A 22,171-nucleotide genomic window follows, 5' to 3' on the forward strand; every position below is an offset into this window, starting at 1 on the left:
GAACCTTAGATTATAACTGGTTCAGGGGGGATATTGAGCAATGCTTGCGAGCATCAGGGTTTGGCGGTGTCAGCTTCCGTTACCGGTTGCATCACAAACGCAATTTTGTTCAGCCCCTGCGCCTGCGCCGCCGCCATCAATTGCGCAAGCACGTCGTAACGGGTGGATTTGTCGGCGCGTAATTGCAGATCGGGTTGCGGCTGTTGTAAAGCTGCCTGCCGGAAGCGTGGCTCCAACGCCGCCAGATCGGTCGCAACGCCCTGCAAATAAATGATGCCAGCGGCATCAATCGCAATTTGCAGAGATTCTGGCTGTTGCTGACCAGGCTTCGCGGCAGCTTGTGGCAAATCCAGTTTGATTGCTGGCGTCATCAATGGTGCGGCGATGATGAAAATCACCAGCAACACCAGCATCACATCCACCATAGGAGTGACATTGATGTCTGCCATGTTGTGCATCTGTGATCGTCCGGCTTTGTCATTAAACGAACCAAACGCCATGTTCACACCTGTTTGTCAGAATGTTGCGGATCGCTATTGCGACTGCAATGTGCATGCAGATCATGCGCAAAGCCATCCAGCTCTGCAAATGTAATGCGGTTAAAACGGTTGAAAACATTGTATGCCAGCACCGCAGGAATGGCGACAATCAGACCAAAAGCCGTCATAATGAGCGCTTCGCCGACCGGCCCGGCAAGCTGATCTATCTGTATCGTGCCTGCGGACGATATCGCCGTCAGCGCGTGATAAATCCCCCATACCGTACCGAGCAAACCAACAAACGGCGCGGTAGAACCAACGGAGGCCAGCACCGTCAGACCATTTTCGAGACGGCTAGTGGTCAGTTGCAGCTGTTGGCGCAAAGCGCGCGTCAGCGCATCATTCAGACTACTGTCAGCACTCAGGGTGGAAGCACGCTGAGCAGCATCCATTGCCGACATCGCCGCTACCGCCAGCAACAGATATACCTGCTCTTTATCGCGTTGTTGTAACAGTGCCTGCGCATCGTCCATGCTCGGAGCCAGCCAGAATTTCTGCAAGAACGGTGCTGCCTGACGCACCCGCCAAAATGACCAGGCTTTGGCAAAAATCAGCGCCCAGCTCAACAATGACATCAGCAGTAAAAGATAGGCAATGGCATGCCCGAACTGATCTGCCTGCTCCCAGTAATGTGCAATTGCGGCGTTCATTGCGATGGATGAGTTAGTGGTTATTCAGCCCAAGCACGTCGTACATATCGAACAGGCCAGTTGCCTTGTCGTTCAGGAAACGCGCTGCCCGCAAACTGCCATGCGCATAGGTGACGCGACTGGAAGATTTATGCGAAATCTCAACGCGCTCGCCGATACCAGCAAACAGCACAGTGTGATCACCGACAATATCGCCGCCACGGATGGTGGCGAAACCTATCGAAGACGGATCGCGTTCACCGGTTACGCCTTCGCGCGCAAAAACGCCGACCTCTTTCAGATCGTGACCGAGCGCATCGGCAATCACCTCGCCCATTTTGAGCGCGGTACCGGAAGGCGCATCGACTTTATGTCGGTGATGCGCTTCAATAATTTCGATGTCGTAGCCTTCGGCGAAACTCTTGGCTGCCATTTCAAGCAGCTTGAGCGTCACATTGACACCAACACTCATGTTCGGTGCAAAGACAATCGCGGTCTGTTGGCCTGCCGCCGCAATGGCTGCTTTACCCGCATCATCAAAACCGGTCGTGCCGATAATCATTTTGATGCCATGCGCAGCGCAATAGTCGAGATGCTTCAACGTTCCTTCAGGACGTGTGAAATCGATCAGAAAGTCCGCGTCCGCCAAAGCCTTGGCCAGATCGGATTCAATCAACACACCGGCAGGTTTTCCGAGAAATGCACCGGCGTCGGTACCGATCGCTGTAGAACCGGCCACATCCAGTGCGCCAGCCAGTACCATGTCGTCTGCGTTGCTGATCGCTTCAATCAGCATCTTTCCCATGCGGCCGGAAGCGCCCGCCACTGCTACTTTTAATGCAGTCATACTAGCTTTCTTTATTTTTTATCTTTTTTCTTTGGCGTGCCATCGAGATCATTCAGCGACTCAACTTTATCTAAGCCCAGTGCCGACTCGGTAATCCTTGCCAGATATTCTTTTTCCGTCGGCAGGCTACCGCCTTCAAATTTAGAAACCGTATTGTTTTTAAAATGAATAGTGACCTGACTGACGACCTGCTCACCATTCGGCTTAGTCAGGCGGAAAGGATAATCCCAACGATCTTCGTGAAACATATCGGTCAGCAAAGCGGTGCCAAGCACGAAACGGACTTGCTCGCGCGTCATGCCCTCTTTGATCTGCGCCATCATTTCCTGAGAAACGAAGTTACCTTGCTGAACAGTAATACGATACGGCGAAATATAGCCAAGGAACTTACTCACCCCTGTCGGCGCGTATATTTGCGTACCGGCCGTCGCTGACACCGTTTTGTCCGCCACTGGCGGTTTCGATGCGCAAGCAGATACGCCCAGTAATAATGTCATGCCTGCAAGCCGGATGGCTTTACCTTGAACAGATTTTGAAAACAACAATCGCATAGGTACCCTCAGTAATTGAGCAACATGCCCTAAAACCCGATATCATAAAGCAGATAGCACTCTTTTGACCGAAAACATGACAAACAGCACTCCAAATCTGAAAGCCAGCGGACTTAAAGCGACCTTGCCACGCCTGAAAATCCTCGAAATTTTTCAAAGCAGCAAGGTTAGACATCTGACTGCGGAAGACGTCTATAAAATACTGTTGACTGAAAATATGGATGTCGGCCTGGCAACTGTCTACCGTGTCCTGACACAATTTGAACAGGCTGGCCTGCTGCACCGGAATCATTTTGAAACTGGCAAAGCCATTTTTGAATTAAACGAAGGCTCACACCATGATCATCTGGTCTGCCTTGATTGCGGTCGCGTTGAAGAGTTTTTTGATGCGGAAATTGAGCAGCGTCAGCATACCATCGCTCTGGAGCGTGGCTTTAAAATCGCAGAGCATTCACTGGCGATCTACGGCAGCTGCACGAAAGAGAATTGCGAACACAAAAATTAAGCATCTACTTGCTCATGCCAATGAGCATAGAAGCGCTTGCAACAGGATGCTTGGGCGTTGTGGATTATTTTTTGGGATTATTTCTTTATTTTTGCAGCGACACCGGCGACGGTATCAATAATTTTCTGCGCATTAAATGGTTTCAGAATAATGCCATGTATGCCTGATTTCACCGCTTCGGACAGAATTTCCTTATCGTGACTCCCGGTCACCAGCAATATTCTGGTATCAGGCAGCATATCCTTGATTTTCGGCAGCACATCAAGACCGCTGACTTTGGGCATCACCACATCCAGCATGATTACATCTGGCCTCAGTTTGAGCGCCAGATCCAGCCCGGAGCCGCCATCCGTCGCCTCTCCTGCAACCGTGTATCCCTCGTTGCGCAATACGACACGTAACACCTCGCGGGTAATGTCGTTGTCGTCGATGAGTAATATGGAAATATTTTTATTTAACATCGCATGTCTCTTTGCACGTCTTTTTGCCTTTATCTTACTGACTCAAGGCATTGGAGAGTAATTTTGCCGTAATGTCGACGATAGGAATCACTCTTTCATACGCCATTCGCGTCGGACCGATCACACCCAGGGTGCCAACGATCTTACCATTGACCTCATACGGCGCAGTGACGACGCTCATCTCATCCATAGGCAACAACTGCGACTCCCCACCGATAAAAATCTGCACGCCTGTCGCTTTACACGATACGTCCAGCAACTGCATCAGACTGCTCTTTTGCTCGAACATGTCGAACAGCTTACGCAGTGATGTCATGTTGGACGATAAATCCTGCACATTCAGCAAATTGGTTTTTCCTGAAATAACCATTTCATCACTTTGCTCAGACAAGGCATCGCTGCCCGCTTCGACAGCGGCTTGCATCAGGCTGGTCATATCTGTTTGCAACTGCCGTAATTCGCTGTTGATACCGAGACGAGCATCTTCAAAAGCATGTCCACTGAAATTCTGATTCAGATAGTTGGCTGCCTGCGACAACTGCGCTGGCGTGTAATCAATATCCGTCAGAAGCAAGCGGTTATGCACTTCTCCGGTCGGTGCCACCACCACCAGCAAAATGCGTTTTTCCGACAGCCTCAAAAACTCGACCTGCTGAAAAATGGATTCGGTTTTCGGCGTCATGACAACACCGGCAAACTGCGACAACGAAGATAATATCTGGGCGGCGTTGGCAATGATTTTTTGCGGCGGCTGAGATACCAAGCCAGTTTGCAGCCGGGATTCCAGAGCCAGTTCACTGATTTCCTGCACCGTCAGTAATTTATCAACAAATACGCGATAACCTTTGGGGGTGGGAACGCGGCCAGCCGACGTATGCGGGCTGGCGACCAAACCCATCTCCTCCAGATCAGCCATCACATTACGGATCGTTGCCGGTGACAGATCAAGACCAGAAATTTTTGAGAGAGCACGCGAACCTACAGGCTGACCGTCGGCGATGTAGCGTTCTACGAGGGCTTTTAACAGAGTTTGAGCGCGAGTATCTAGTAGCATCTGTTCATTTTATGCGAGTCAAGCAAACATGAACATAGAAAACTTCATAACCATTTTGTCAAATCATGTAAATTTTTAAATTCCGCGTCAGGCTGAATATGTCGATGACGATCATCTTTGATCTCCAGACGATGCCTATTCATCCATGCCCCGCGCAATCCGGCCTGTTGAGCGCCTTGCACGTCCAGCAACAGATCATCGCCAACATACAAAGTTTCATGAGGCGCAACGCCCAAGGCTTCGCAAGCCGTGAGAAATATGCGCGGATCAGGTTTGGCGCAGCCAAAATCGCGGGCAGCAATCGAAGTCCGAAAATGGGACGCAAGACCAATTTCACGCAGATCAGCGAAGCCATTTGAAACTGACCCCAACAAAACCCGCTGCGACAACATCTCCAGCGCCGGTACGACATCATCATACAAACTGACCTGATTGCGGGCGTCGGCAAATACCGCCATGGCCTGATCGGCCTTTGTGACAGGTACATCATGTTCTGCGAATATCTGGCTAAGCAGAGTATGTCGCAACGCCCACAGGTCGTATTCAAAACGAGGATCCGTCGGCACCAGTTTATTGCGCCTTTGCCGCATCGATTCTACCGAGTAGTTCGCGGCGACCGCAGGTACATGTTCCTGCATCCACTGATACAAGCTCGCTTCCGCATGTTGAATCACTGGCGCAACCGGCCACAAGGTATCGTCTAAATCCAGTAATACAGCTTTAATTGTCATAAATAGCAGTCAGTTGATTCATTTCTACGCTAATTATGGTCTAATCTGACGAATCACGTCACCACTCTTTTTTTATGACTGCCCCTTCAAAAACGATTGCACTTGTTGGTAAATTTAATGCTCCCGGTATAGCAGAATCAATGAGTGAACTCGCCAGCTTTCTTGACCGTGCGGGCAATACGGTTGTGGTCGAAGCTGAAACGGCGCAATACATAGAATTACCGGGGTTTCAGGCTATGTCGGTCGCGGACATAGGCAAACATGCAAACGCTGCAATTGTGGTCGGCGGCGACGGCACGATGCTCGGTATCGCCCGGCAACTGGCGCAATACCATATCCCGCTGATCGGCATTAATCAGGGGCGGCTTGGTTTCATTACAGATATACCGCTAGACCGCATGATTCCGGTGATTGCTGAGATGCTGGAAGGCAAATACGTCTCTGAACGGCGCAGCCTGCTGCAGGCGATCGTTGTTCGTGAGGGACATCAGATCTTCAGCGGCCTGGCCTTTAACGACATTGTGGTGTCACGCGGGACTGGTTCCGGCATGGTCGAGCTCAGTGTCGAAGTCGATTCTCATTTTATGTACAACCAGCGCTCGGACGGATTGATCGTGTCCACCCCGACTGGCTCTACTGCCTACTCTCTATCAGCAGGTGGACCGCTGCTGCACCCCAGCCTGAATGGTATTGTCATGGTGCCGATTGCGCCGCATGCTTTGTCGAATCGCCCCATCGTCCTGCCGGAAAGCAGTGAAATCGTGATCGAAATCGTTGCCGGACGCGATATCAGCGTCAATTTTGACATGCAAACCTTTGCCAGCCTGCTGCGACAGGATCGTATCGTCGTCAAACGTTCCAACCACACGGTCACTTTTCTGCATCCTCAGGACTGGAATTATTACCATACGCTGCGGGAAAAACTACACTGGAACGAATACCCTACCGTAGAAGGTGCACTGAATTAATGGCAAACGGCTCCCGCTGAACCGGGGTATACGAGATGCTGCTCATAGCCGCTGCTCACAGAGTTACTTATTGCTAAAATAGCTTTACTAATCCAGTCTGAATTTTTTTCCTTTTTTCATTTCGTTTTTTCATTTTTAACTACTCCTGCTCCTATGCTGCGCACGCTTGCCATTCGTGATTTTGTCATTGTTGATGTTCTTGAACTGGAATTTTCATCCGGATTCAGTGTCCTGACGGGTGAAACCGGCGCAGGCAAATCGATACTGATCGATGCACTGACACTGGCACTCGGTGGCCGTGGCGATGCCAGCATGGTGCGCGAATCTGCCGCCAAAGCAGATATCTCTGCTGAGTTTTCGGTCTCGGATAATGTTCAGCAATGGTTACTGGAAAATGAATTCAGCGATCCTGAGCAACAGTTGATTCTGCGCCGAACGATCGATAACGCTGGGCGCTCGAAAGCCTGGATCAACGGCATCACCGCCACCGCAACGCAATTACGTGAACTGGGTGATCTGCTGGTCGACATCCACGGGCAACACGCGCATCAGTCTTTACTCAAAGCGGAAGCACAACGCACGCTGCTGGACATGCAAGGCGGTTTGCAAGAGAACGCCGCAGAGGTCGCAACACGTTATAAAGCGTGGCGCAATCTGAGCCGGCAGCGCGAAGAATTCGAGACCAACGCCAAGAATGTTTTGCAAGAACGCGAGCGCCTCGAATGGCAGGTGGGTGAACTAGACAAATTGCAAATCAAAGCAGGCGAATGGGAAAACATCAGTCAGGAACATAGCCGCCTCGCGCATGCGGCAAGCCTGCTCGATGGTGCGCAAGAGGCCGCTGCCCTGATTTCGGATTCAGAACATCCAGTGCTGTCGCAACTGACTGCTGTACAACAGAAATTACTCAAGCTGCTGGATTACGATGCCGCGCTGAAACCCGTCACCGAAGCACTGGAATCTGCCTGCATCAATTTGCAGGAAACCACGTATGCGCTGAACGATTATCTGAATCGGACCGAGCTCGATCCGGCGCGCCTACGTGAAGTTGAACAACGCGTCGAAACCATCCATACAACTGCGCGTCGCTTCCACGTTGCGCCGGAATATCTGCATCAGGAATTTGCAACTTTATCTGAGCAATTAAAACAGTTGTCCGACGCCAGCGATATGGATGCACTCCGCTTGCAGGAAGAAAAAGCGTATCAGCATTATCTGCAGGCCGCGCAACAACTAAGCAAGGCGCGCGAAAAAACCGCAAAAACACTCAGCGTTGCAGTGACGGCGGCGATGCAGGAATTAAGCATGGCCGGCGGCAGTTTTGCCGTCAGTCTGAATGCATGTGAACCTGCTGCGTACGGACTCGAGCAGATTGAATTTTTAGTCGCCGGTCATGCCGGAGTGCAAGCCCGTCCGTTGGCAAAAGTAGCGTCCGGCGGCGAGCTGGCGCGCATCTCCTTAGCTATTTCTGTCATCACTTCTGGTGCAACAGCAACACCAACCTTGATTTTCGACGAAGTCGACAGCGGCATCGGCGGCGGTGTTGCCGAGGTCGTCGGACGCTTACTGAAACGACTGGGGCAAGATCGTCAGGTATTGTGCGTCACCCATTTGCCGCAAGTCGCAAGTCAGGCAAATCAGCATTTTCAGGTCAGCAAAACAAATCACAACGGCAAAACCATTTCTCATATCGACATGCTCGATAACAAACAGCGTGTCGAAGAAATCGCCCGTATGCTGGGTGGCATAGAAATCACCGCAACCACTCGTAAACACGCCAGAGAATTACTGGCCTCTTAAAAAAATAAATACCATGCGCTTTCTGAAAGAACCTGATTACTCCCACGGAAAAATCGGAAAAACGGCAGTCGTACTGATTAATCTCGGTACACCGGATGCACCGACCAGACCGGCAGTGCGTCGCTACCTGAAACAGTTCTTGTGGGACAGACGTATCGTTGAAGTGCCCCGTGCAATCTGGTGGCTGATCCTGCATGGGATTATCCTGCCTTTCCGTTCCGGTCAGTCAGCAAAAAAATATGCCTCCATCTGGACGAATGACGGCTCGCCGTTGAAAGTACATACGGAAAAACAGGCTGTGCTGTTGAAGGGCTATCTTGGCGAGCGTGGTCATGAGGTACACGTCACTTATGCGATGCGCTATGGCACTCCATCCATCCCCGATGTACTGCAAAAGCTGAAAGCAGATGGTTATGACCGTTTATTAATTTTGTCGGCTTATCCGCAATATTCGGCGACAACGACCGGATCGAATTTCGATGCGGTGTTCAGCCATTATCAACAGGTCAGAAATATTCCTGAACTGCGTCTGGTTAAAAATTATCATGACCACGAGGCTTACATAGAAGCGCTGCGGCTATCGGTACTGGCGAGCTGGCAAACGAACGGCAGACCAGAAAAACTGGTCATGAGTTTTCACGGCCTACCAAAAGCATTTCTGTTACGCGGTGACGTCTATCATTGTGAATGCTACAAAACCGCACGTCTGCTTGCTGAAAAGCTCGGTTTATCGAAAGATCAGTACATCGTGACATTTCAGTCACGTCTAGGCAAGGCCGAATGGCTGCAACCTTACACCGCACCGACGGTAACGCAGCTCGCCAAAGACGGGGTGCGGCGCATTGATGTGATCTGCCCCGGTTTCATCGCCGACTGCCTGGAAACCTTAGAAGAAATTGCGATGGAAGTACGGTCTGACTTTCTGCAGGCCGGTGGTAAGGAATTTAATTACATTCCTTGTCTGAACGAATCGCCATCGTGGTTACGCGCTCTGGCGGAAATTGCGGAACAACATCTGATCGGCTGGCCGACCATGCTGACTGTCAGCATGCGCGAAGAACAGAAGCAACAGGCACTACTCAGCCGCGCCGAAGCCAAACGTATGGGTGCGAATCAATAAACGCCAGAGACATGACGACAGCAACATATTTTATCGGCGACATTCAAGGTTGCGACGACCAGTTGGGTGAACTGCTGCAGCGCATAGAACAACAGTCACCGTCCGCCCGCTATCTGTTTGCCGGTGATCTGGTGAATCGCGGGCCGAAATCCTTGCAAACCTTGCGTCGCGTCCGTGCTTTGCAGCAGGCCGGGCGAGCAGAGAGTGTGCTTGGGAATCACGATCTGCACCTGTTGGCGGTTGCTCATGGCATCCGTCCCGCACATCGCAGCGATACGCTTACAGACATATTGGATGCGCCGGATTGCGCTGAATTACTGGAGTGGTTGCGCCAACGGCCAATGGCAATCACAGAGCAGCAGCACTTACTGATTCATGCCGGACTTTTTCCGTCGTGGTCAGCCGAAAAAACGATGGCGCTCGCGGGAGAAGTCGAAACCGTGCTGCGCAGTCCGGACTGGCTGGATTTTTTACGGCAAATGTATGGCAATACACCTGCGTATTGGGATGACAGTTTACAAGGTGCAGATCGCTTGCGCTGCATCGTCAATGCCCTGACACGGATGCGTTTTTGCAGTATCGATGGACAGATGGATTTTGCCAGCAAAGACGGCATCGGCGCCGCACCGCAAGGATATGCGCCCTGGTTCGATCTGCCACGCGCGTCCGAGAATAGCACGGTGGTATTCGGTCACTGGTCCACTTTAGGACTGGTATTACGTCACAATCTGATCAGCCTTGATACTGGCTGCGTCTGGGGCGGCAAACTGACTGCAGTTGCGCTGCATGACAGAACGCTGGTACAGATAGACTGTCCACAACAGCAAAAACCGGGCTGAAATAAGCAATATTTTTCCCGCTAGAAACAATCTAACGGCAAGTGCGCGCTCAGCCCACTTGCCGTTGTTGTATTCATGATCGTGACGACGCAAAACAGTTGTGAACAATGTTTAAAACATTACATTCAAATAATAATTTAGCAATCTTCTGATCTATACTTCCAGATAACAAATTTGTTACATTTATTACGTTTTTAAACATGTGCCTGCGTGCCAAATCTGGGAAAAATATATGGATCCGAATGAATTTCTGCCCGCTACCCGAACAGAGTTTCACCGGACTTTTCTGAACAGTGTAGAAGCCGCAACACCACACACACTGGAAGCCTTATTTAAAAAAGCTGAGGCCGCCCGCAGCTCAACGGAACAAAGAGATTATCTGCATGCCAGCATGCGCCTGCGGCAAGGCAGGCAAATGCTGGATGCCATGAGCGACGCGATGGATGGCTTGCTGAACCGGAGCTTCCAGACCACCTACAATACGTTTCGCCCGACATCTGTCTTGAAAATGCAAAGCGACAGTTTGTCACTGGTCGATTCGCATGCGCTGGAAAACGAACTGCTGCTCAATGAAATTACGGCACGTTTCCGTGCCGAAGCAGAAGAGCAGATACGCGATTTGAATATACGTATCGCACTATTGTTCAGTCAGGAAAAAATCAGCGAACGAGAGAACCCGTTCCGCCCATATTTAATCACCCGCAGCATTGCCAGCGGCATAGAAAAATTTGAACTGGACGACGATATTTCTGCGGCCGTTATCGCACAGATTGCAGAAGATCTGACGCCGCATATTGGTAAAATTTATGATGCAGTGAATAATTACTTCGCTGCCAAAGGAGTGGCAGCAGAACTACAATTAAAAATCAAGAAAACACCGCCCGCTACTACAACTACAGCAGCTGCGACAGCGGCGACAGTTGCCGCCGCACCGGACACATCTCCGCAGGTCAACGACAGCATGCCCTGCGCGGAAATGCATAATGAAGGTGTAATACCGGGTGCGATGCATCAACACTCATTCTCAGGCAACGAAGGACCTCCGTCGCCAGCATATCCAGCGCAACAGTTGCAAGCGACTCCGGCGACGACAACAGTCAGTAAAGTTGAACAATTATTCAATAGCGTGAGAGATATCGCGGCTGGAATAAGCACCAGTAAAATCGGTTCTGCAACACAGCAATTCACACAGCAGCTGGTGCAACAAGCCGCCTCTGCTTTTACGTCACAGCCGACCGTCGTTGCGCCATATCCGGGATTGGAAGGATACGCCGCGCCGATCGCAGATCCAGGTCAGACACGCGCCAGCGCATTTCAATGGCTGGAAAAAAATCAATCCGTCGGCTCGACCTTACGACAGTTATTTGGTGGGCACGGAGAAATAAACCGCACGAACGACGACGCCACGAATCGTATCCCCAATAGCGCCAGCAATGGCGTAGCAACTGGCAATGCGGAAGGGCATGCCCCAGGCCAAACGCTGAACAGCGCTCACCACCTGCCACACACAGCATACGGATCTGCACAAACCAGCGCCACACCAACGGCAAATAGCGACCATCGCAAGCATTCTGATCACGCTTACAGCATCGCTGACAGCAATCACTCAGATAGCAGTACAGGCATCGTACAGTCGGTGCATGAGCTACAAAAAAATAACATCATTACCGGCGAACAGATGTTCAATCATCTGGGCGGCATCCGCAACCTGATACTGGAGCAAAGAACCACGCTCAATGACATGACAGACAATGTCGATGAGCAGATGACGATTGATGTCGTCGCAATGCTGTTTGAATTTATTTTGAGCGATCCGCAAGTACCGGCAGAAATACGTGCGCAGCTGGGGCGATTGCAATTTCTGGTGCTGAAAATCGCCCTCCGCGATCAGACTTTACTGACCCAGAAAGGGCATCCGGCACGCATGCTGATCAATCGTGTCGGCTCCATTTCACTGGGGCTGAAACAGATCGATCCGACAGGTGCGCACATCACACAGGAAATTTGCCGCATCGTCGAAACCTTGCTGGAAGATGACAGCGAAAGCTCGCAATTATTCATCCGCATGCTGGATGAGTTTGATGCGTTTATCGCTCGTGAATTGCGCTCGAGTGAGCAAACGATTGCACATACGGTAGAAGCCATTGAGACCGCAGAGAACCGCACTTTGCGACTGGTGCATATCTCGGCGCAGTTACGCGAGGTCTTGCAAAAACTGCAGATTGATCCCTATCTGCGTGATTTTTTAGAAAATACCTGGGTACATGCGATCGAATATGCCGAACGTGAAGATGCCAAACGCGGTATCCGTTATCGTCTGCTGATTCCCGACCTGCTGTGGAGTATCGTCGCCAAACTGAATGAAGAAGACCGCACTCAACTGTTCGCTTTGCTGCCCATCATACTGAATACTTTGCGCGAAGCACTGACTGCGATTCAGTGGAATAACGCTAAGCAGAAACATTTACTCGACTGGCTGGTGGATGCCCATACAAATGCTTTACGCACCGTGCAGCCGCCGCTTAACCCGCAGACACGCTCATTAAGCTTACCGGCAATTCATGAGCATTTTGCCGACTTCATCTATCACAACGAAGCCTCGCAGGAAGCCTTGCATGAACAGTTGCGTGCGCCGGAAACCCAGCAAAGACTGGACAAAGCAATACGCGACCTCGACATTCAGGTGCAGATGCTGGATGAGTTTTTTGATAGCGAGTTAGCGACAGACAGTGACATTGGTGAAAAGCCCGTCGACACTGTGGAATTTACGCAAGAAGTCATACAAGAGCGCCTGCGCAGCGGTATCAGCCTGGAAGTGAAACTGGGAATCAAACCCAGTATCGCAACACTGAACTGGGTTGATCCATCACATCATAATCTGGTGCTGACGCTGGCAGGCAACGAAAAACCTTCGCTCGTCAGTGTGCGCATGTTCCGCCGCATGATTGCTCACGGTCGTGTACGTTTTCTCGAAAATGAGCCGCTGTTTGAACGCGCGGTGCAAGCCCTGCTGACTTCGGCAGATGCGATTGACCATCCTGCATTCGCTTGAACTTTGTAACGACATCGGTTGTCAGAGGCGATACCGCCAACCAGACCATCGCCTGTCATGACCGTGATCTACCGCCACGATAAATGGAATGCACAGCGCACAAGCATGCGACTGTGTTCTGCACTGCTGGCGGCGGGAGTCACACTGCTATTGATATTGTCGCTGTCGCAGCCAATCAGCAGGATCAATACGCTGGATGCGATCTCCCGTCCGGCCATGCTGTTGCAATTTCAACTGAATATCCGCCCGACTGTCGATACTGTGCCAGATAAGTCTGCGGCTACTGCGGCTTCGGTACCAACTTCCGGTGCTATGCGTAAAGCACACAACAAATCAGCCTCGACTACCGTATCGACAAGCGTGGCCGACACTCCTGAAAACGTCAATGTGCCTGTCTCTGCCAGCGGTAACACGGCAACCGATTCAGTGCCGCTCGATATCAGCTCGCAAAGTATCGCCAGAGCCTATCAGGCAAGCAAGAGTGAATTACAGCAAGGTGCCGAAGCCAGTGGCAATCCCCTGGAAAATGCGGCACTGAGTAAATATGAACGTTTGCAGAAAGATTTAAAGCAGGCGACGATTCCGGGATGCACGGATGACGATGCCTTAAAACATCGTCCGGCAAAAATCAGTGGCGTCGCCTTTATTGGATTACTCGCAGCACCATTCTGGGCACAGGCAGCGATGTCGGGCAAATGTCGCTGATGCTGCTGCAATAGAAGAGTGCGTCATCACTCTTGCAATAACTGCTGTTTGCCGAAACATACTCCCGGCGAGTATTTCCAGGTTATGAAAACCTCATACGGAATGGGATAACCGAGCCACTTCCATCATCGATGTGCCGAACGACGGCGTTATCGGATAAGTTTCTTCCCATCGTTCAGCCAAATCGTGCTTGCCCTTCAATCTGGACAGGTTTGCGAGAGGCAGGCTGCTCTCGTCCATCCTTGAGCTCAGTCACATTATTGAGATGCTTGCGCACTGTTGGCCGGGAGCGCCAGATCGAGACCGATGGCGGAGCTGGAAGGCCTTTGTACTCAATGGTGCCTGCAAACTTTGTCAATGATGTCCATATACAACACTCCGGATACCTACTACTCAAACACGGATGCGTGACACACCGGAGTGAAAATTTGGATACATATCCCTGATCTGCAAAGTATTACGCGCTGTTTGACAGCGATGCAACTACCTCATGATGCAAATAAATTACTTTCGTATTAAGAATAAGTGACTCATTTATTTATTGCAAATGATAATCATTATTATTTATAATTAAACCAGTCGCATTTTCATGCCGATGACAGCCCGCCAACTTGGGGCTTAAGTAAAAGACATTCCGGACACATACAGATGAAACAAATCACAGTCCGGTATTCGTCGAAGCTATGCTCAACGTCAAGCTAAAAATCTCAACCGATTTATTTTTGAAGCCCCATCTATGATCCGCAATATCTCTCACCCGGAAGATCACTCTCCGTCTCACTATTCAGAAGCGGCCGGGCGCAGATTGCGTCAATTCATTTCTGCATTTTGGTTCGAAGGCACTTTACGCGGGCATGTGAAACGATGCTCAAAGAAATTTGTTGTAGCGACGAAGCTGGTTGGACACGCATCGCTTATTGCATGCTGGTGAACAATATTTGCGAAGTGATTGCCATCCTCGCCAACGGCAATCACGCACTCTATCTCGATCTATGGGCTTGCCTCCGCAATACCCTGCAAAGTTATCTTGCGCAATTTCCTGATGCCAAAGCTACGCGTCGGATACAAGGCTTGCTGTCGGGCGAGCCTTTGCCGGTCAAAGGAAATTTATTGACCCGTTTTTTAAAACAGGCCGACCGCAAAGCCGCCTACCTCCCTTTATACCATCCTTTGGGCGTGGTCAATGGAACAAATACTCAATTTTAAATCGGCAGTTTTACTACTATAAGGAAACACAAATGACATCTGTAAGACCCATCTCACTCATCATCAGCACCCTGTTTTATCCTCTTTGCAGTTACTCTGTTCAAGCACAAACAAAGAACACAAACGAACTACCTCAAATTGAAGTGAAGGCTACATCTCAACCCGGTACCACCGCTGTGAGCGGTGCCAGCAAAACGCCATCCAGCATACTCGAAACAGCGCAATCAATCTCTGTTGTGAGCTCAGAAGATTTACGGGATCGCGTCGCCAATAGCAGTAAAGAAGCATTGGAATTTACACCCGGCATCGTCGCTGGACAAGGAGAAGGACGGCGGGATGAATTCTACATTCGCGGGTTCTATTCCCCACGCGAAACACTGTTAGATGGCATGCGCGACGACAGCCTGTATTTTCGAGATATTGCCACGACAGATCGCTTAGAAGTCATTAAAGGTGCTACCGCGGCCTTGTATGGTCGTGGTGCCGCCGGCGGCCTGATTAACCGTATTACAAAAAAACCACAAGCAAAACAAGACCAGGAAATCTCTTTAGCTTTAGGCTCCAACAAACAACGAAGAGTCAGTGTCGATGTCGGTGGCTCCTTAAATACGGAAGTCAACGCGCGTTTGATTGCCGCCTACGACTCCGGCGATAGCTATCGGGATGTGGTTGAGCATCGCCGTACGCTGCTGGCACCATCGCTGTCATGGAGCTTCTCACCGAAAACCAGCCTGTTGTTGCAAGCTGAAATACAGCGCGAAGACCATATACCAGATCGCGGCATTCCATCCTTAAATGGGCGAGCCGTGAACGTCGATGCAAGTCGTTTTTATGGGGAAAAATTTGACTTTACCAGCACCGATAGTGATCTCGTGAAAGCGCGTTTGGAACACACATTCACCCCACAGCTCCAGCTCGTCAATAACACGCAATACAGTCAAACCGATCTGATCGGTGCGAATACACGCAGCCGACGTGTCAACCCCAACAACACCGTTTCACGTCAGATTACTTACTTCCCGATAAAACAAAAAAACCTGATCAATCAAACCGAATTAACTTACAGCGTCGCAAATCATGTGCTGCTGGCGGGTGTGGAATTGTCTCAACAAAAACGTGATTCATTGGTCAGACAAACCGGCATTGCTTTACCGGTCGATCTTTATCAGCCTCAACAATTACTTACTGCTCCAGATTTCAAGACTTTACCGGTTGCACTGAACAATGACTTTAATGCCGACACAACGGCAATCTACGTGCAAGATCAAATCATGCTGACAAATGATTGGAATATGCTGCTAGGTGGACGCTTTGATCATTTCAAGCAAAAGCAAACTAATCGTTTACTCAATAACGCCATCAGCGAACGCAGTGATCATTTATTCTCTCCACGTTTGGGACTGACATATAAAATTACCCCAGAGCAGTCCGCTTACCTTACCCTCAGCCGTGCATATCAACCAGCTGGTGGAGATTTGCTATACACCGGCAGTACACCACTCACACAAGTGGATCCATTAAAAACTGACTTACAAGAAATAGGTTTAAAACAGGAATGGCTGGATAAGCGCTTATACAGCAGCATCGCGATATTCAGAATTGAACAAAGCAATCAATTAACGGCAGACCCGACCGACCTTACAGGCTTGCGTCAGTTGCAAGTTGGTCGTCAGCGAAATCAAGGCTTAGAAGTCGAACTTAAGGGGGAACTTTTTAGCGGAACACAATTTAATGCCAGCTACACCTATAACGATGCAAAAATCATCGCATCGAACGACGTACGTGTAGGTAATCGCGCTGAAATGACCCCGGCACACAATGCCAGCCTGTGGGTTAATCAACGACTCGCCAGAAATTGGACATTGGGTGCAGGTCTTCTTGCACATAGCGAGCAATTCGCACTGACCGACAACGCTGTGCGACTCCCCGGTTATGCCCGTCTCGATTTAGCATTAAGTTACTTGCAACCGAAATATGACATCAGCTTAAAACTCAATAATGTCAACAATACTCGCTATATAGAATCTGCACAAAACAATGTGCAGCTACAACCCGGCGCACCTTTCAACATCCGCTTAGTATTGAACACACGATTGTAGTCAGCCGGCTTGCGTATCTGACGGATCTGTTCTGAAATACACTACTCATCAAAAGCGTTGCGATCATGCCCAATAAATTTTATTGGGCATTTTATTTTTAGTGATGTGAATAGTCTTTCGTCGTTCATTATTCAGCACCCGATGGAGCAGGCAGCTATTGCGACAAACCTAATTCACGCATCACCAGTTCACGCGCCTGCAAAGCGATGTCACGACGATGCGCACCTTCGGTCGCAATCGCCGGTAAGCGTATCACTTCGGCAGTCATGCGCGGCGCTTTGAGGATAGTGCTCATGCTTTCGGCAAACGTCATGTCGCCAATGAAATCTGCCGCCGCATGAAATTTTCCTTGTGCATCGACATACCGCAGCACAAAAGGCTGCACCGGTACTTTGGCTTCTATCGCCGCTTCAAATAAATTGGCATGAAATGGCAACACCGTGCCCTGCGCTGCGGTAGTGCCCTCAGGGAAAAAAGCGATACGTTTGCCATCATGAATCTGGTGTACCAGCCCTTCGTAAATCCGCCGCACTTCACGCTGTTTACCACGCGCTAAAAATATGGTTCCTGCTTTTTCGCATAGCCAGCCCAGTACGGGCCAGGAACGGATATCCGCTTTCGCAACGAAATGACATGGATGCACCGTGTTAATAACAAAAATATCGAGCCAGGACACGTGATTCGAGACGATCAGCGCTCGTTCTGCGAAGTGTCCCTGGCTGGCATCCTTAAACACCACATCCACTGTGCAGATCGCCATCAGTTGGCGCGACCAGCGCTGCACCAGCGCTTCTCTCCGGACAGCCCCCACGATGGGAAAGAGCAAGGCACTGGTCAGCAAGCCTGCAAGCAGATGGAGGAAAATGCGGAAAAAATGCCAGAAAATCATACGGACTCGCCAGATACTCCAACGGAGCATTCATTAAAATTTTTGTTCTTCGGTACAAAGCCAAGAGGCGTCGCAGATGGCATTCATACGCCCTGTTCGCTTTGTATATAGCGGTTATTGCCAGCAGTCACCGCATCACCCGGCGATAGCAGGCGATGCAGGTGACGGTGTTGAATGCAGATTACAGATTGTCAAAGGCAATATGCCCATCCACCATCGTCAGCTTAACGACGCCCGGCAATTCGTAGCCAAGAAACGGCGTATGCTTGCCCTGACTCGCCAACGCAGCGGCTTCCACTTTCCAGTGTGCAGCAGGATCAAATACACACAGATCGGCCGCACTACCTACAGCCAGTTTGCCTGCAGCGATACCTGCCACCTGTGCCGCACCGTTACTGATTTTCGTCAACGCTTGCGACAAAGTCACGGCGCCACGGCTGTCTTCTGCCCATTTCAGCGCAAGCGACAATAACAACTCCAGCCCGGTTGCGCCCGGAGACGCTTCAGCAAACGGCAACAGTTTTTCATCATCATCGACTGGTGTGTGATCCGAGCAGATCGCATCAATGGTGCCATCGCTCAATGCCGTTTTAATCGCATCACGGTCGCGCTGGCTGCGCAATGGTGGTGTCATGCGTGCATTCGAATCAAAGTAGCCGATATCGTTATCGGTCAGATGCACATGATGGGCGCCGACATCGCAAGTCAGCGACAAGCCTTCGGCTTTCGCCTGACGCACCAGATCCAGACCGGCAGCGGAGGAAATCCGGCACAGATGCACTTTCGCCCCCGTCGCCCGCATCAGCTCAAACAAGGTATGCAAGGCGATTGTTTCTGCCATCACTGGCACGCCGGATAAGCCCAGCCGTGATGCCAGCGAGCCGCTGTGCGCAACACCACCTTTGCCTATATAAGCATCTTGCGGACGTAACCAGACCGTGTAGCCAAACGTGCTCGCGTATTGCAAAGCACGTTGCAAAGTATTGGTATCAGCAATCGTTACTTCGGCTTGCGAAAAACCGATACAACCGGCCTCTGTCAGTGCGGACATTTCTGTCAGAGACTCGCCTTTCAGTCCCACCGTCAGCGCGCCGAGTGGATAAACATGGGCTTTATTTTGTGTGCGCGCACGTTGCCGCAGCATTTCGACCAGACCAGATTCATCCAGTACCGGATCCGTATCCGGTGGACACACCAGACTCGTTACGCCACCGCGCATGGCGGCCTGCAATTCCGATTCCAGTGTGGCTTTGTATTCAAAGCCGGGTTCGCGCAAACGGGCACTTAAATCGACCAGCCCCGGAGCCACAACCAGACCGCTGGCATCCACGACTTTGTTGGCGACAAAATCTGCCGGCGCCGCACCGACAGCAAGAATTTTTCCGGCAGCGATAAACACATCCTGTACCGCATCAATGCCGCTCGCCGGATCAATCACGCGGCCATTTTTAATTTGAATTTTCATGTTGCTTCCCTGTACGTCTCACGTAACGGATAACGCACGATCAGTTATCGCCGGGCCTGCGCCGGGCTCAATCTCACAGATATCAGGCGTCACTGCCGCTGTTGCCGGCGACAATGCTCATCACTGCCATGCGCACGGCAATACCGAATGTGACCTGCGACAAAATCACGGCCTGCGGGCCGTCCGCGACAGCAGAATCAATTTCTACGCCACGGTTCATTGGACCCGGATGCATGACGATCGCATCAGGATGCGCCAGCGCCAGCCGTTCCGGCGTTAAGCCGTAGCTCTTGAAATATTCCTGAGCAGAAGGCAGCAAGGCACCACTCATACGTTCATTTTGCAGGCGCAACATGATGATGACGTCCACGCCTTTCAGGCCTTCGTTCATATCGGTGAAAACGCGCACACCCATCTGTTCCAGGCCGCCCGGCAGCAAAGTGCGCGGACCGATCACGCGCACTTCCGGCACGCCCAGCGTCGTCAGCGCATGGATGTCAGAACGTGCAACGCGGCTGTGCAAGACGTCGCCGACGATAGCCACGGTAAGATTCGTAAAATCTTTCTTATAGTGGCGGATGGTGTACATGTCGAGCAGACCCTGGGTCGGATGTGCGTGGCGACCATCACCCGCATTGACTACATGCACATGATGCTGTTTCGTATCATTGAGATGTTTGGCAATCAAAAAAGGGGCGCCGGAAGTCGCGTGACGAACCACAAACATATCGGCGTGCATTGCCGCCAGATTGTCGATGGTGTCGAGCAAGGATTCACCTTTGCTGGTACTCGATGCCGCAATATTGAGGTTGATCACGTCGGCCGACAGACGTTTCGAGGCGATCTCAAATGTAGTGCGGGTGCGGGTGGAGTTTTCAAAGAACAGATTAAACACACTTTTACCGCGCATCAGCGGCACTTTTTTGACTTCGCGGTCGCTGACGCTGACAAATGACGAGGCGGTGTCGAGAATATGATTGACGATGGATTTAGGCAGACCGTCTATCGTCAGCAGATGCTGAAGTTCACCGTGTTTATTGAGCTGAGGATTATGCATGATCGATAGAAAAACTAAGTGTGCCATCGTCTGCGCGTTGCAGATTCACAGAGACAGCGGGTTCAAATGAGGCAACATGCACAACAAAATCGGCAGCAATCGGTAATTCACGCCCACCGCGATCCACCAGCGCCGCCAGCATCACACGGGCAGGTCTGCCGTAGTCGAACAACTCGTTGATGGCTGCGCGCGTCGTTCGTCCTGTGTACAGCACGTCGTCCACCAGTATGATGTGTGCGCCATCGACTTCGAATGGAATATGTGTCGGCTTGACATCAGCATGCAGACCTTTCGCCGCATAGTCATCGCGATAAAATGACACATCAATCAGACCAGGCTTATTTTTCAGGCCGAGATCATTCACCAGGCGTTCGGCAATCCAGGCACCGCCAGAGTAAATACCGATGATCGCCAGATTATCATTTGCCACGGCTTGTGGTTTGATCTGCTTCAGAAGCTGCTGATACAGCGCTTCCGCATTCAGTGTGGAGGAAACATTGCTCATGGGTTCTCGTCAAAATATTGTTGCAGAATCAGGGCTGCGGCATCGTCATCAATATGTGCACCGCGCTTGCCGTTCAGAACGGCGGAGGAATAACGTTCATCAACCAGTTTCGTCGGGAGCTTGAAGCGGCCTTGCAGCTGATTCGCAAAGCGGCGGCAACGCTGCGTCATTTCATGCGACTCGCCATCCGGATGCAGCGGTAATCCGACTACGCATAACACTGGCTGCCAATTGCTGATCAGCGCAGCGACTTCGGCAAATTTGCCATCGTTGGTCGGTGCATGAATGATGTTGAGTGGCTCAGCCTGACGCAAGAAGGTATTGCCGACCGCCACACCAATACGTTTCAATCCGAAATCAAAGGCAAGCACCGTACCATCAGCCTTGGCTTCGAGCATAGTCATCAGGCGTGCCCCGCTTCGGATGAAAGCATAATCGGATCAATACCGAGTAATTTGATGGCCGCATTAAAACGCTCTTCGACCGGCAGCGAAAAAATAATCTGCGGATCGGCGGCAACAGTCAGCCAGCCATTGGCGAGAATTTCTTTTTCAAGTTGCCCCGCGCCCCAACCGGCATAACCGACACTCATCACAGTACGTTCAGGGCCGTCACCAGCGGCAATCGCTTCGAGCACATCGCGCGAGGTCGTGAAAGCAATATCATCAGTTACTTTCAGAGACGAGGTATATTCGCCGACCGGAGAATGCAGCACAAAGCCACGATCGTCCTGCACCGGGCCGCCAAACATCACCAGATGCTTACCCATAGGATGCGAATCAGGGATCACTTCCAGGCGCAGATCGATACGGTCAAATAATTCAGCCACGGTCATATCGGTCGGGCGATTAATCACCATGCCCATCGCGCCACGCGGATTATGTTCACACAGATACACCACGCTGCCGCCAAACACGGGGTCATGCATAGAAGGCATTGCAATCAGGAAATGATTTGTTAAATTTAAATCAAATGCAGGAGCGGCATCACCGCCTGCTGTTGCAACAATGTCAGAAATGGAGCCAGCCGGAGCGGGAACACCGTCGGGCAGTTCAGAATGTGGGGATTTTGTTTGCTTCGCCATACCGCCATTTTAGCATTTTTAACGTGTATTTTCGATGTGTGCTAAGGTTCCGCACCATGATTCCG

The 22,171-nt window shown here is 50.9% G+C and carries 22 protein-coding genes; 9 read left to right on the forward strand and 13 right to left on the reverse strand.

Annotated features, from left to right (window positions below):
• Positions 1–53: 53 nt before the first annotated feature.
• From KDM87_RS11095 to KDM87_RS11110, 4 genes are read right to left on the reverse strand one after another with little or no spacing between them, the layout of a single operon-like run.
• Positions 54–500: an ExbD/TolR family protein gene (locus KDM87_RS11095; protein ID WP_212679113.1), complete on the reverse strand. Its 447-nt coding sequence runs from the start codon at positions 498–500 to the stop codon at positions 54–56.
• A 2-nt stretch (positions 501–502) separates the two neighbouring features.
• Entirely contained in the window at positions 503–1,195 is a 693-nt protein-coding gene (locus KDM87_RS11100; RefSeq protein ID WP_408058731.1) for a MotA/TolQ/ExbB proton channel family protein, read from the reverse strand.
• Between the two features lie 7 nt (positions 1,196–1,202).
• On the reverse strand, positions 1,203–2,015 hold the full coding sequence (gene dapB, locus KDM87_RS11105; protein ID WP_212679115.1) for a 4-hydroxy-tetrahydrodipicolinate reductase: 813 nt from the start codon (positions 2,013–2,015) through the stop codon (positions 1,203–1,205).
• 11 nt (positions 2,016–2,026) lie between these two features.
• Positions 2,027–2,512, reverse strand: coding sequence for an outer membrane protein assembly factor BamE (locus KDM87_RS11110; RefSeq protein ID WP_212679116.1), 486 nt, complete (start codon positions 2,510–2,512; stop codon positions 2,027–2,029).
• 130 nt (positions 2,513–2,642) lie between these two features.
• On the opposite strand from KDM87_RS11110, the gene fur reads away from it, so the two are divergent.
• Positions 2,643–3,071, forward strand: a complete 429-nt coding sequence (gene fur, locus KDM87_RS11115) for a ferric iron uptake transcriptional regulator (protein WP_212679117.1) — start codon at positions 2,643–2,645, stop codon at positions 3,069–3,071.
• Positions 3,072–3,148: 77 nt separating this feature from the next.
• Here the strand turns inward: fur and KDM87_RS11120 are convergent, their stop codons facing one another.
• Genes KDM87_RS11120 through KDM87_RS11130 form a run of 3 tightly spaced genes read right to left on the reverse strand, consistent with a single transcriptional unit; the run spans position 3,149 to position 5,317 of the window.
• Positions 3,149–3,532, reverse strand: coding sequence for a response regulator (locus KDM87_RS11120; protein WP_212679118.1), 384 nt, complete (start codon positions 3,530–3,532; stop codon positions 3,149–3,151).
• A gap of 34 nt (positions 3,533–3,566) precedes the next feature.
• Entirely contained in the window at positions 3,567–4,586 is a 1,020-nt protein-coding gene (gene hrcA / locus KDM87_RS11125) for a heat-inducible transcriptional repressor HrcA (RefSeq protein ID WP_212679119.1), read from the reverse strand.
• Between the two features lie 44 nt (positions 4,587–4,630).
• Complete coding sequence (locus KDM87_RS11130) at positions 4,631–5,317, reverse strand: HAD family hydrolase (protein ID WP_212679120.1); 687 nt, start codon at positions 5,315–5,317, stop codon at positions 4,631–4,633.
• 74 nt (positions 5,318–5,391) lie between these two features.
• Here KDM87_RS11130 and KDM87_RS11135 point away from each other — a divergent pair, with 74 nt between their 5' ends.
• From KDM87_RS11135 to KDM87_RS11170, 8 genes are all read left to right on the forward strand, one after another.
• A complete protein-coding gene (locus KDM87_RS11135; RefSeq protein WP_212679121.1) occupies positions 5,392–6,285 on the forward strand; it encodes an NAD kinase in 894 nt (297 codons plus the stop codon).
• Between the two features lie 153 nt (positions 6,286–6,438).
• A complete protein-coding gene (gene recN, locus KDM87_RS11140; RefSeq protein ID WP_212679122.1) occupies positions 6,439–8,085 on the forward strand; it encodes a DNA repair protein RecN in 1,647 nt (548 codons plus the stop codon).
• A gap of 13 nt (positions 8,086–8,098) precedes the next feature.
• Positions 8,099–9,205, forward strand: coding sequence for a ferrochelatase (gene hemH / locus KDM87_RS11145; protein WP_212679123.1), 1,107 nt, complete (start codon positions 8,099–8,101; stop codon positions 9,203–9,205).
• A gap of 11 nt (positions 9,206–9,216) precedes the next feature.
• Positions 9,217–10,044: a symmetrical bis(5'-nucleosyl)-tetraphosphatase gene (locus KDM87_RS11150; RefSeq protein WP_212679124.1), complete on the forward strand. Its 828-nt coding sequence runs from the start codon at positions 9,217–9,219 to the stop codon at positions 10,042–10,044.
• A 232-nt stretch (positions 10,045–10,276) separates the two neighbouring features.
• Positions 10,277–13,096: a DUF1631 family protein gene (locus KDM87_RS11155; protein ID WP_212679125.1), complete on the forward strand. Its 2,820-nt coding sequence runs from the start codon at positions 10,277–10,279 to the stop codon at positions 13,094–13,096.
• Positions 13,097–13,153: 57 nt separating this feature from the next.
• On the forward strand, positions 13,154–13,801 hold the full coding sequence (locus KDM87_RS11160) for a hypothetical protein (protein ID WP_212679127.1): 648 nt from the start codon (positions 13,154–13,156) through the stop codon (positions 13,799–13,801).
• Between the two features lie 864 nt (positions 13,802–14,665).
• Complete coding sequence (locus KDM87_RS11165) at positions 14,666–15,007, forward strand: ferric iron reductase (protein WP_212679128.1); 342 nt, start codon at positions 14,666–14,668, stop codon at positions 15,005–15,007.
• 32 nt (positions 15,008–15,039) lie between these two features.
• Positions 15,040–17,106, forward strand: coding sequence for a TonB-dependent receptor (locus tag KDM87_RS11170; protein WP_212679130.1), 2,067 nt, complete (start codon positions 15,040–15,042; stop codon positions 17,104–17,106).
• Positions 17,107–17,260: 154 nt separating this feature from the next.
• Here KDM87_RS11170 and KDM87_RS11175 read toward each other — a convergent pair whose 3' ends face one another.
• The 6 genes from KDM87_RS11175 to KDM87_RS11200 form a co-directional block, all read right to left on the reverse strand.
• Complete coding sequence (locus tag KDM87_RS11175) at positions 17,261–17,995, reverse strand: lysophospholipid acyltransferase family protein (RefSeq protein ID WP_212679132.1); 735 nt, start codon at positions 17,993–17,995, stop codon at positions 17,261–17,263.
• Positions 17,996–18,176: 181 nt separating this feature from the next.
• Positions 18,177–19,460 carry a dihydroorotase gene (locus tag KDM87_RS11180; protein WP_212679134.1) on the reverse strand — a complete coding sequence of 428 codons (1,284 nt, stop codon included), beginning with the start codon at positions 19,458–19,460 and terminating at the stop codon, positions 18,177–18,179.
• A gap of 82 nt (positions 19,461–19,542) precedes the next feature.
• Positions 19,543–20,517 (reverse strand): aspartate carbamoyltransferase catalytic subunit, encoded by a 975-nt coding sequence (locus KDM87_RS11185; RefSeq protein ID WP_186897167.1) that lies wholly within the window; start codon positions 20,515–20,517, stop codon positions 19,543–19,545.
• On the reverse strand, positions 20,510–21,022 hold the full coding sequence (gene pyrR / locus KDM87_RS11190; RefSeq protein WP_212679136.1) for a bifunctional pyr operon transcriptional regulator/uracil phosphoribosyltransferase PyrR: 513 nt from the start codon (positions 21,020–21,022) through the stop codon (positions 20,510–20,512). Before pyrR ends, KDM87_RS11185 begins: the two co-directional genes overlap by 8 nt.
• A complete protein-coding gene (ruvX, locus tag KDM87_RS11195; RefSeq protein WP_230407712.1) occupies positions 21,019–21,426 on the reverse strand; it encodes a Holliday junction resolvase RuvX in 408 nt (135 codons plus the stop codon). Before ruvX ends, pyrR begins: the two co-directional genes overlap by 4 nt.
• Positions 21,426–22,106, reverse strand: a complete 681-nt coding sequence (locus KDM87_RS11200) for a YqgE/AlgH family protein (protein WP_212679137.1) — start codon at positions 22,104–22,106, stop codon at positions 21,426–21,428. The genes ruvX and KDM87_RS11200 overlap by 1 nt, the downstream gene beginning before the upstream one ends.
• Positions 22,107–22,171 lie beyond the last annotated feature (65 nt).

It is taken from the genome of Cognatundibacterium rivi (assembly GCF_018139565.1).
In the GTDB taxonomy this organism is placed as follows: Bacteria; Pseudomonadota; Gammaproteobacteria; order Burkholderiales; family Burkholderiaceae_D; genus Undibacterium; species Undibacterium rivi.

Excerpts from the sequence above, each read along its gene's own strand:
- hemH (WP_212679123.1), top strand. The coding sequence starts at position 8,099 with ATGCGCTTTCTGAAAGAACCTGATTACTCCCACGGAAAAATCGGAAAA.
- hrcA (WP_212679119.1), bottom strand. The coding sequence starts at position 4,586 with ATGCTACTAGATACTCGCGCTCAAACTCTGTTAAAAGCCCTCGTAGAA.
- KDM87_RS11165 (WP_212679128.1), top strand. The coding sequence starts at position 14,666 with ATGCTCAAAGAAATTTGTTGTAGCGACGAAGCTGGTTGGACACGCATC.
- KDM87_RS11175 (WP_212679132.1), bottom strand. The coding sequence starts at position 17,995 with ATGATTTTCTGGCATTTTTTCCGCATTTTCCTCCATCTGCTTGCAGGC.
- KDM87_RS11200 (WP_212679137.1), bottom strand. The coding sequence starts at position 22,106 with ATGGCGAAGCAAACAAAATCCCCACATTCTGAACTGCCCGACGGTGTT.
- KDM87_RS11110 (WP_212679116.1), bottom strand. The coding sequence starts at position 2,512 with ATGACATTATTACTGGGCGTATCTGCTTGCGCATCGAAACCGCCAGTG.
- KDM87_RS11185 (WP_186897167.1), bottom strand. The coding sequence starts at position 20,517 with ATGCATAATCCTCAGCTCAATAAACACGGTGAACTTCAGCATCTGCTG.
- KDM87_RS11130 (WP_212679120.1), bottom strand. The coding sequence starts at position 5,317 with ATGACAATTAAAGCTGTATTACTGGATTTAGACGATACCTTGTGGCCG.
- dapB (WP_212679115.1), bottom strand. The coding sequence starts at position 2,015 with ATGACTGCATTAAAAGTAGCAGTGGCGGGCGCTTCCGGCCGCATGGGA.
- KDM87_RS11155 (WP_212679125.1), top strand. The coding sequence starts at position 10,277 with ATGGATCCGAATGAATTTCTGCCCGCTACCCGAACAGAGTTTCACCGG.
- KDM87_RS11160 (WP_212679127.1), top strand. The coding sequence starts at position 13,154 with ATGACCGTGATCTACCGCCACGATAAATGGAATGCACAGCGCACAAGC.
- pyrR (WP_212679136.1), bottom strand. The coding sequence starts at position 21,022 with ATGAGCAATGTTTCCTCCACACTGAATGCGGAAGCGCTGTATCAGCAG.
- KDM87_RS11170 (WP_212679130.1), top strand. The coding sequence starts at position 15,040 with ATGACATCTGTAAGACCCATCTCACTCATCATCAGCACCCTGTTTTAT.
- recN (WP_212679122.1), top strand. The coding sequence starts at position 6,439 with ATGCTGCGCACGCTTGCCATTCGTGATTTTGTCATTGTTGATGTTCTT.
- fur (WP_212679117.1), top strand. The coding sequence starts at position 2,643 with ATGACAAACAGCACTCCAAATCTGAAAGCCAGCGGACTTAAAGCGACC.
- KDM87_RS11150 (WP_212679124.1), top strand. The coding sequence starts at position 9,217 with ATGACGACAGCAACATATTTTATCGGCGACATTCAAGGTTGCGACGAC.
- KDM87_RS11180 (WP_212679134.1), bottom strand. The coding sequence starts at position 19,460 with ATGAAAATTCAAATTAAAAATGGCCGCGTGATTGATCCGGCGAGCGGC.
- KDM87_RS11135 (WP_212679121.1), top strand. The coding sequence starts at position 5,392 with ATGACTGCCCCTTCAAAAACGATTGCACTTGTTGGTAAATTTAATGCT.
- KDM87_RS11095 (WP_212679113.1), bottom strand. The coding sequence starts at position 500 with ATGGCGTTTGGTTCGTTTAATGACAAAGCCGGACGATCACAGATGCAC.
- ruvX (WP_230407712.1), bottom strand. The coding sequence starts at position 21,426 with ATGACTATGCTCGAAGCCAAGGCTGATGGTACGGTGCTTGCCTTTGAT.
- KDM87_RS11120 (WP_212679118.1), bottom strand. The coding sequence starts at position 3,532 with ATGTTAAATAAAAATATTTCCATATTACTCATCGACGACAACGACATT.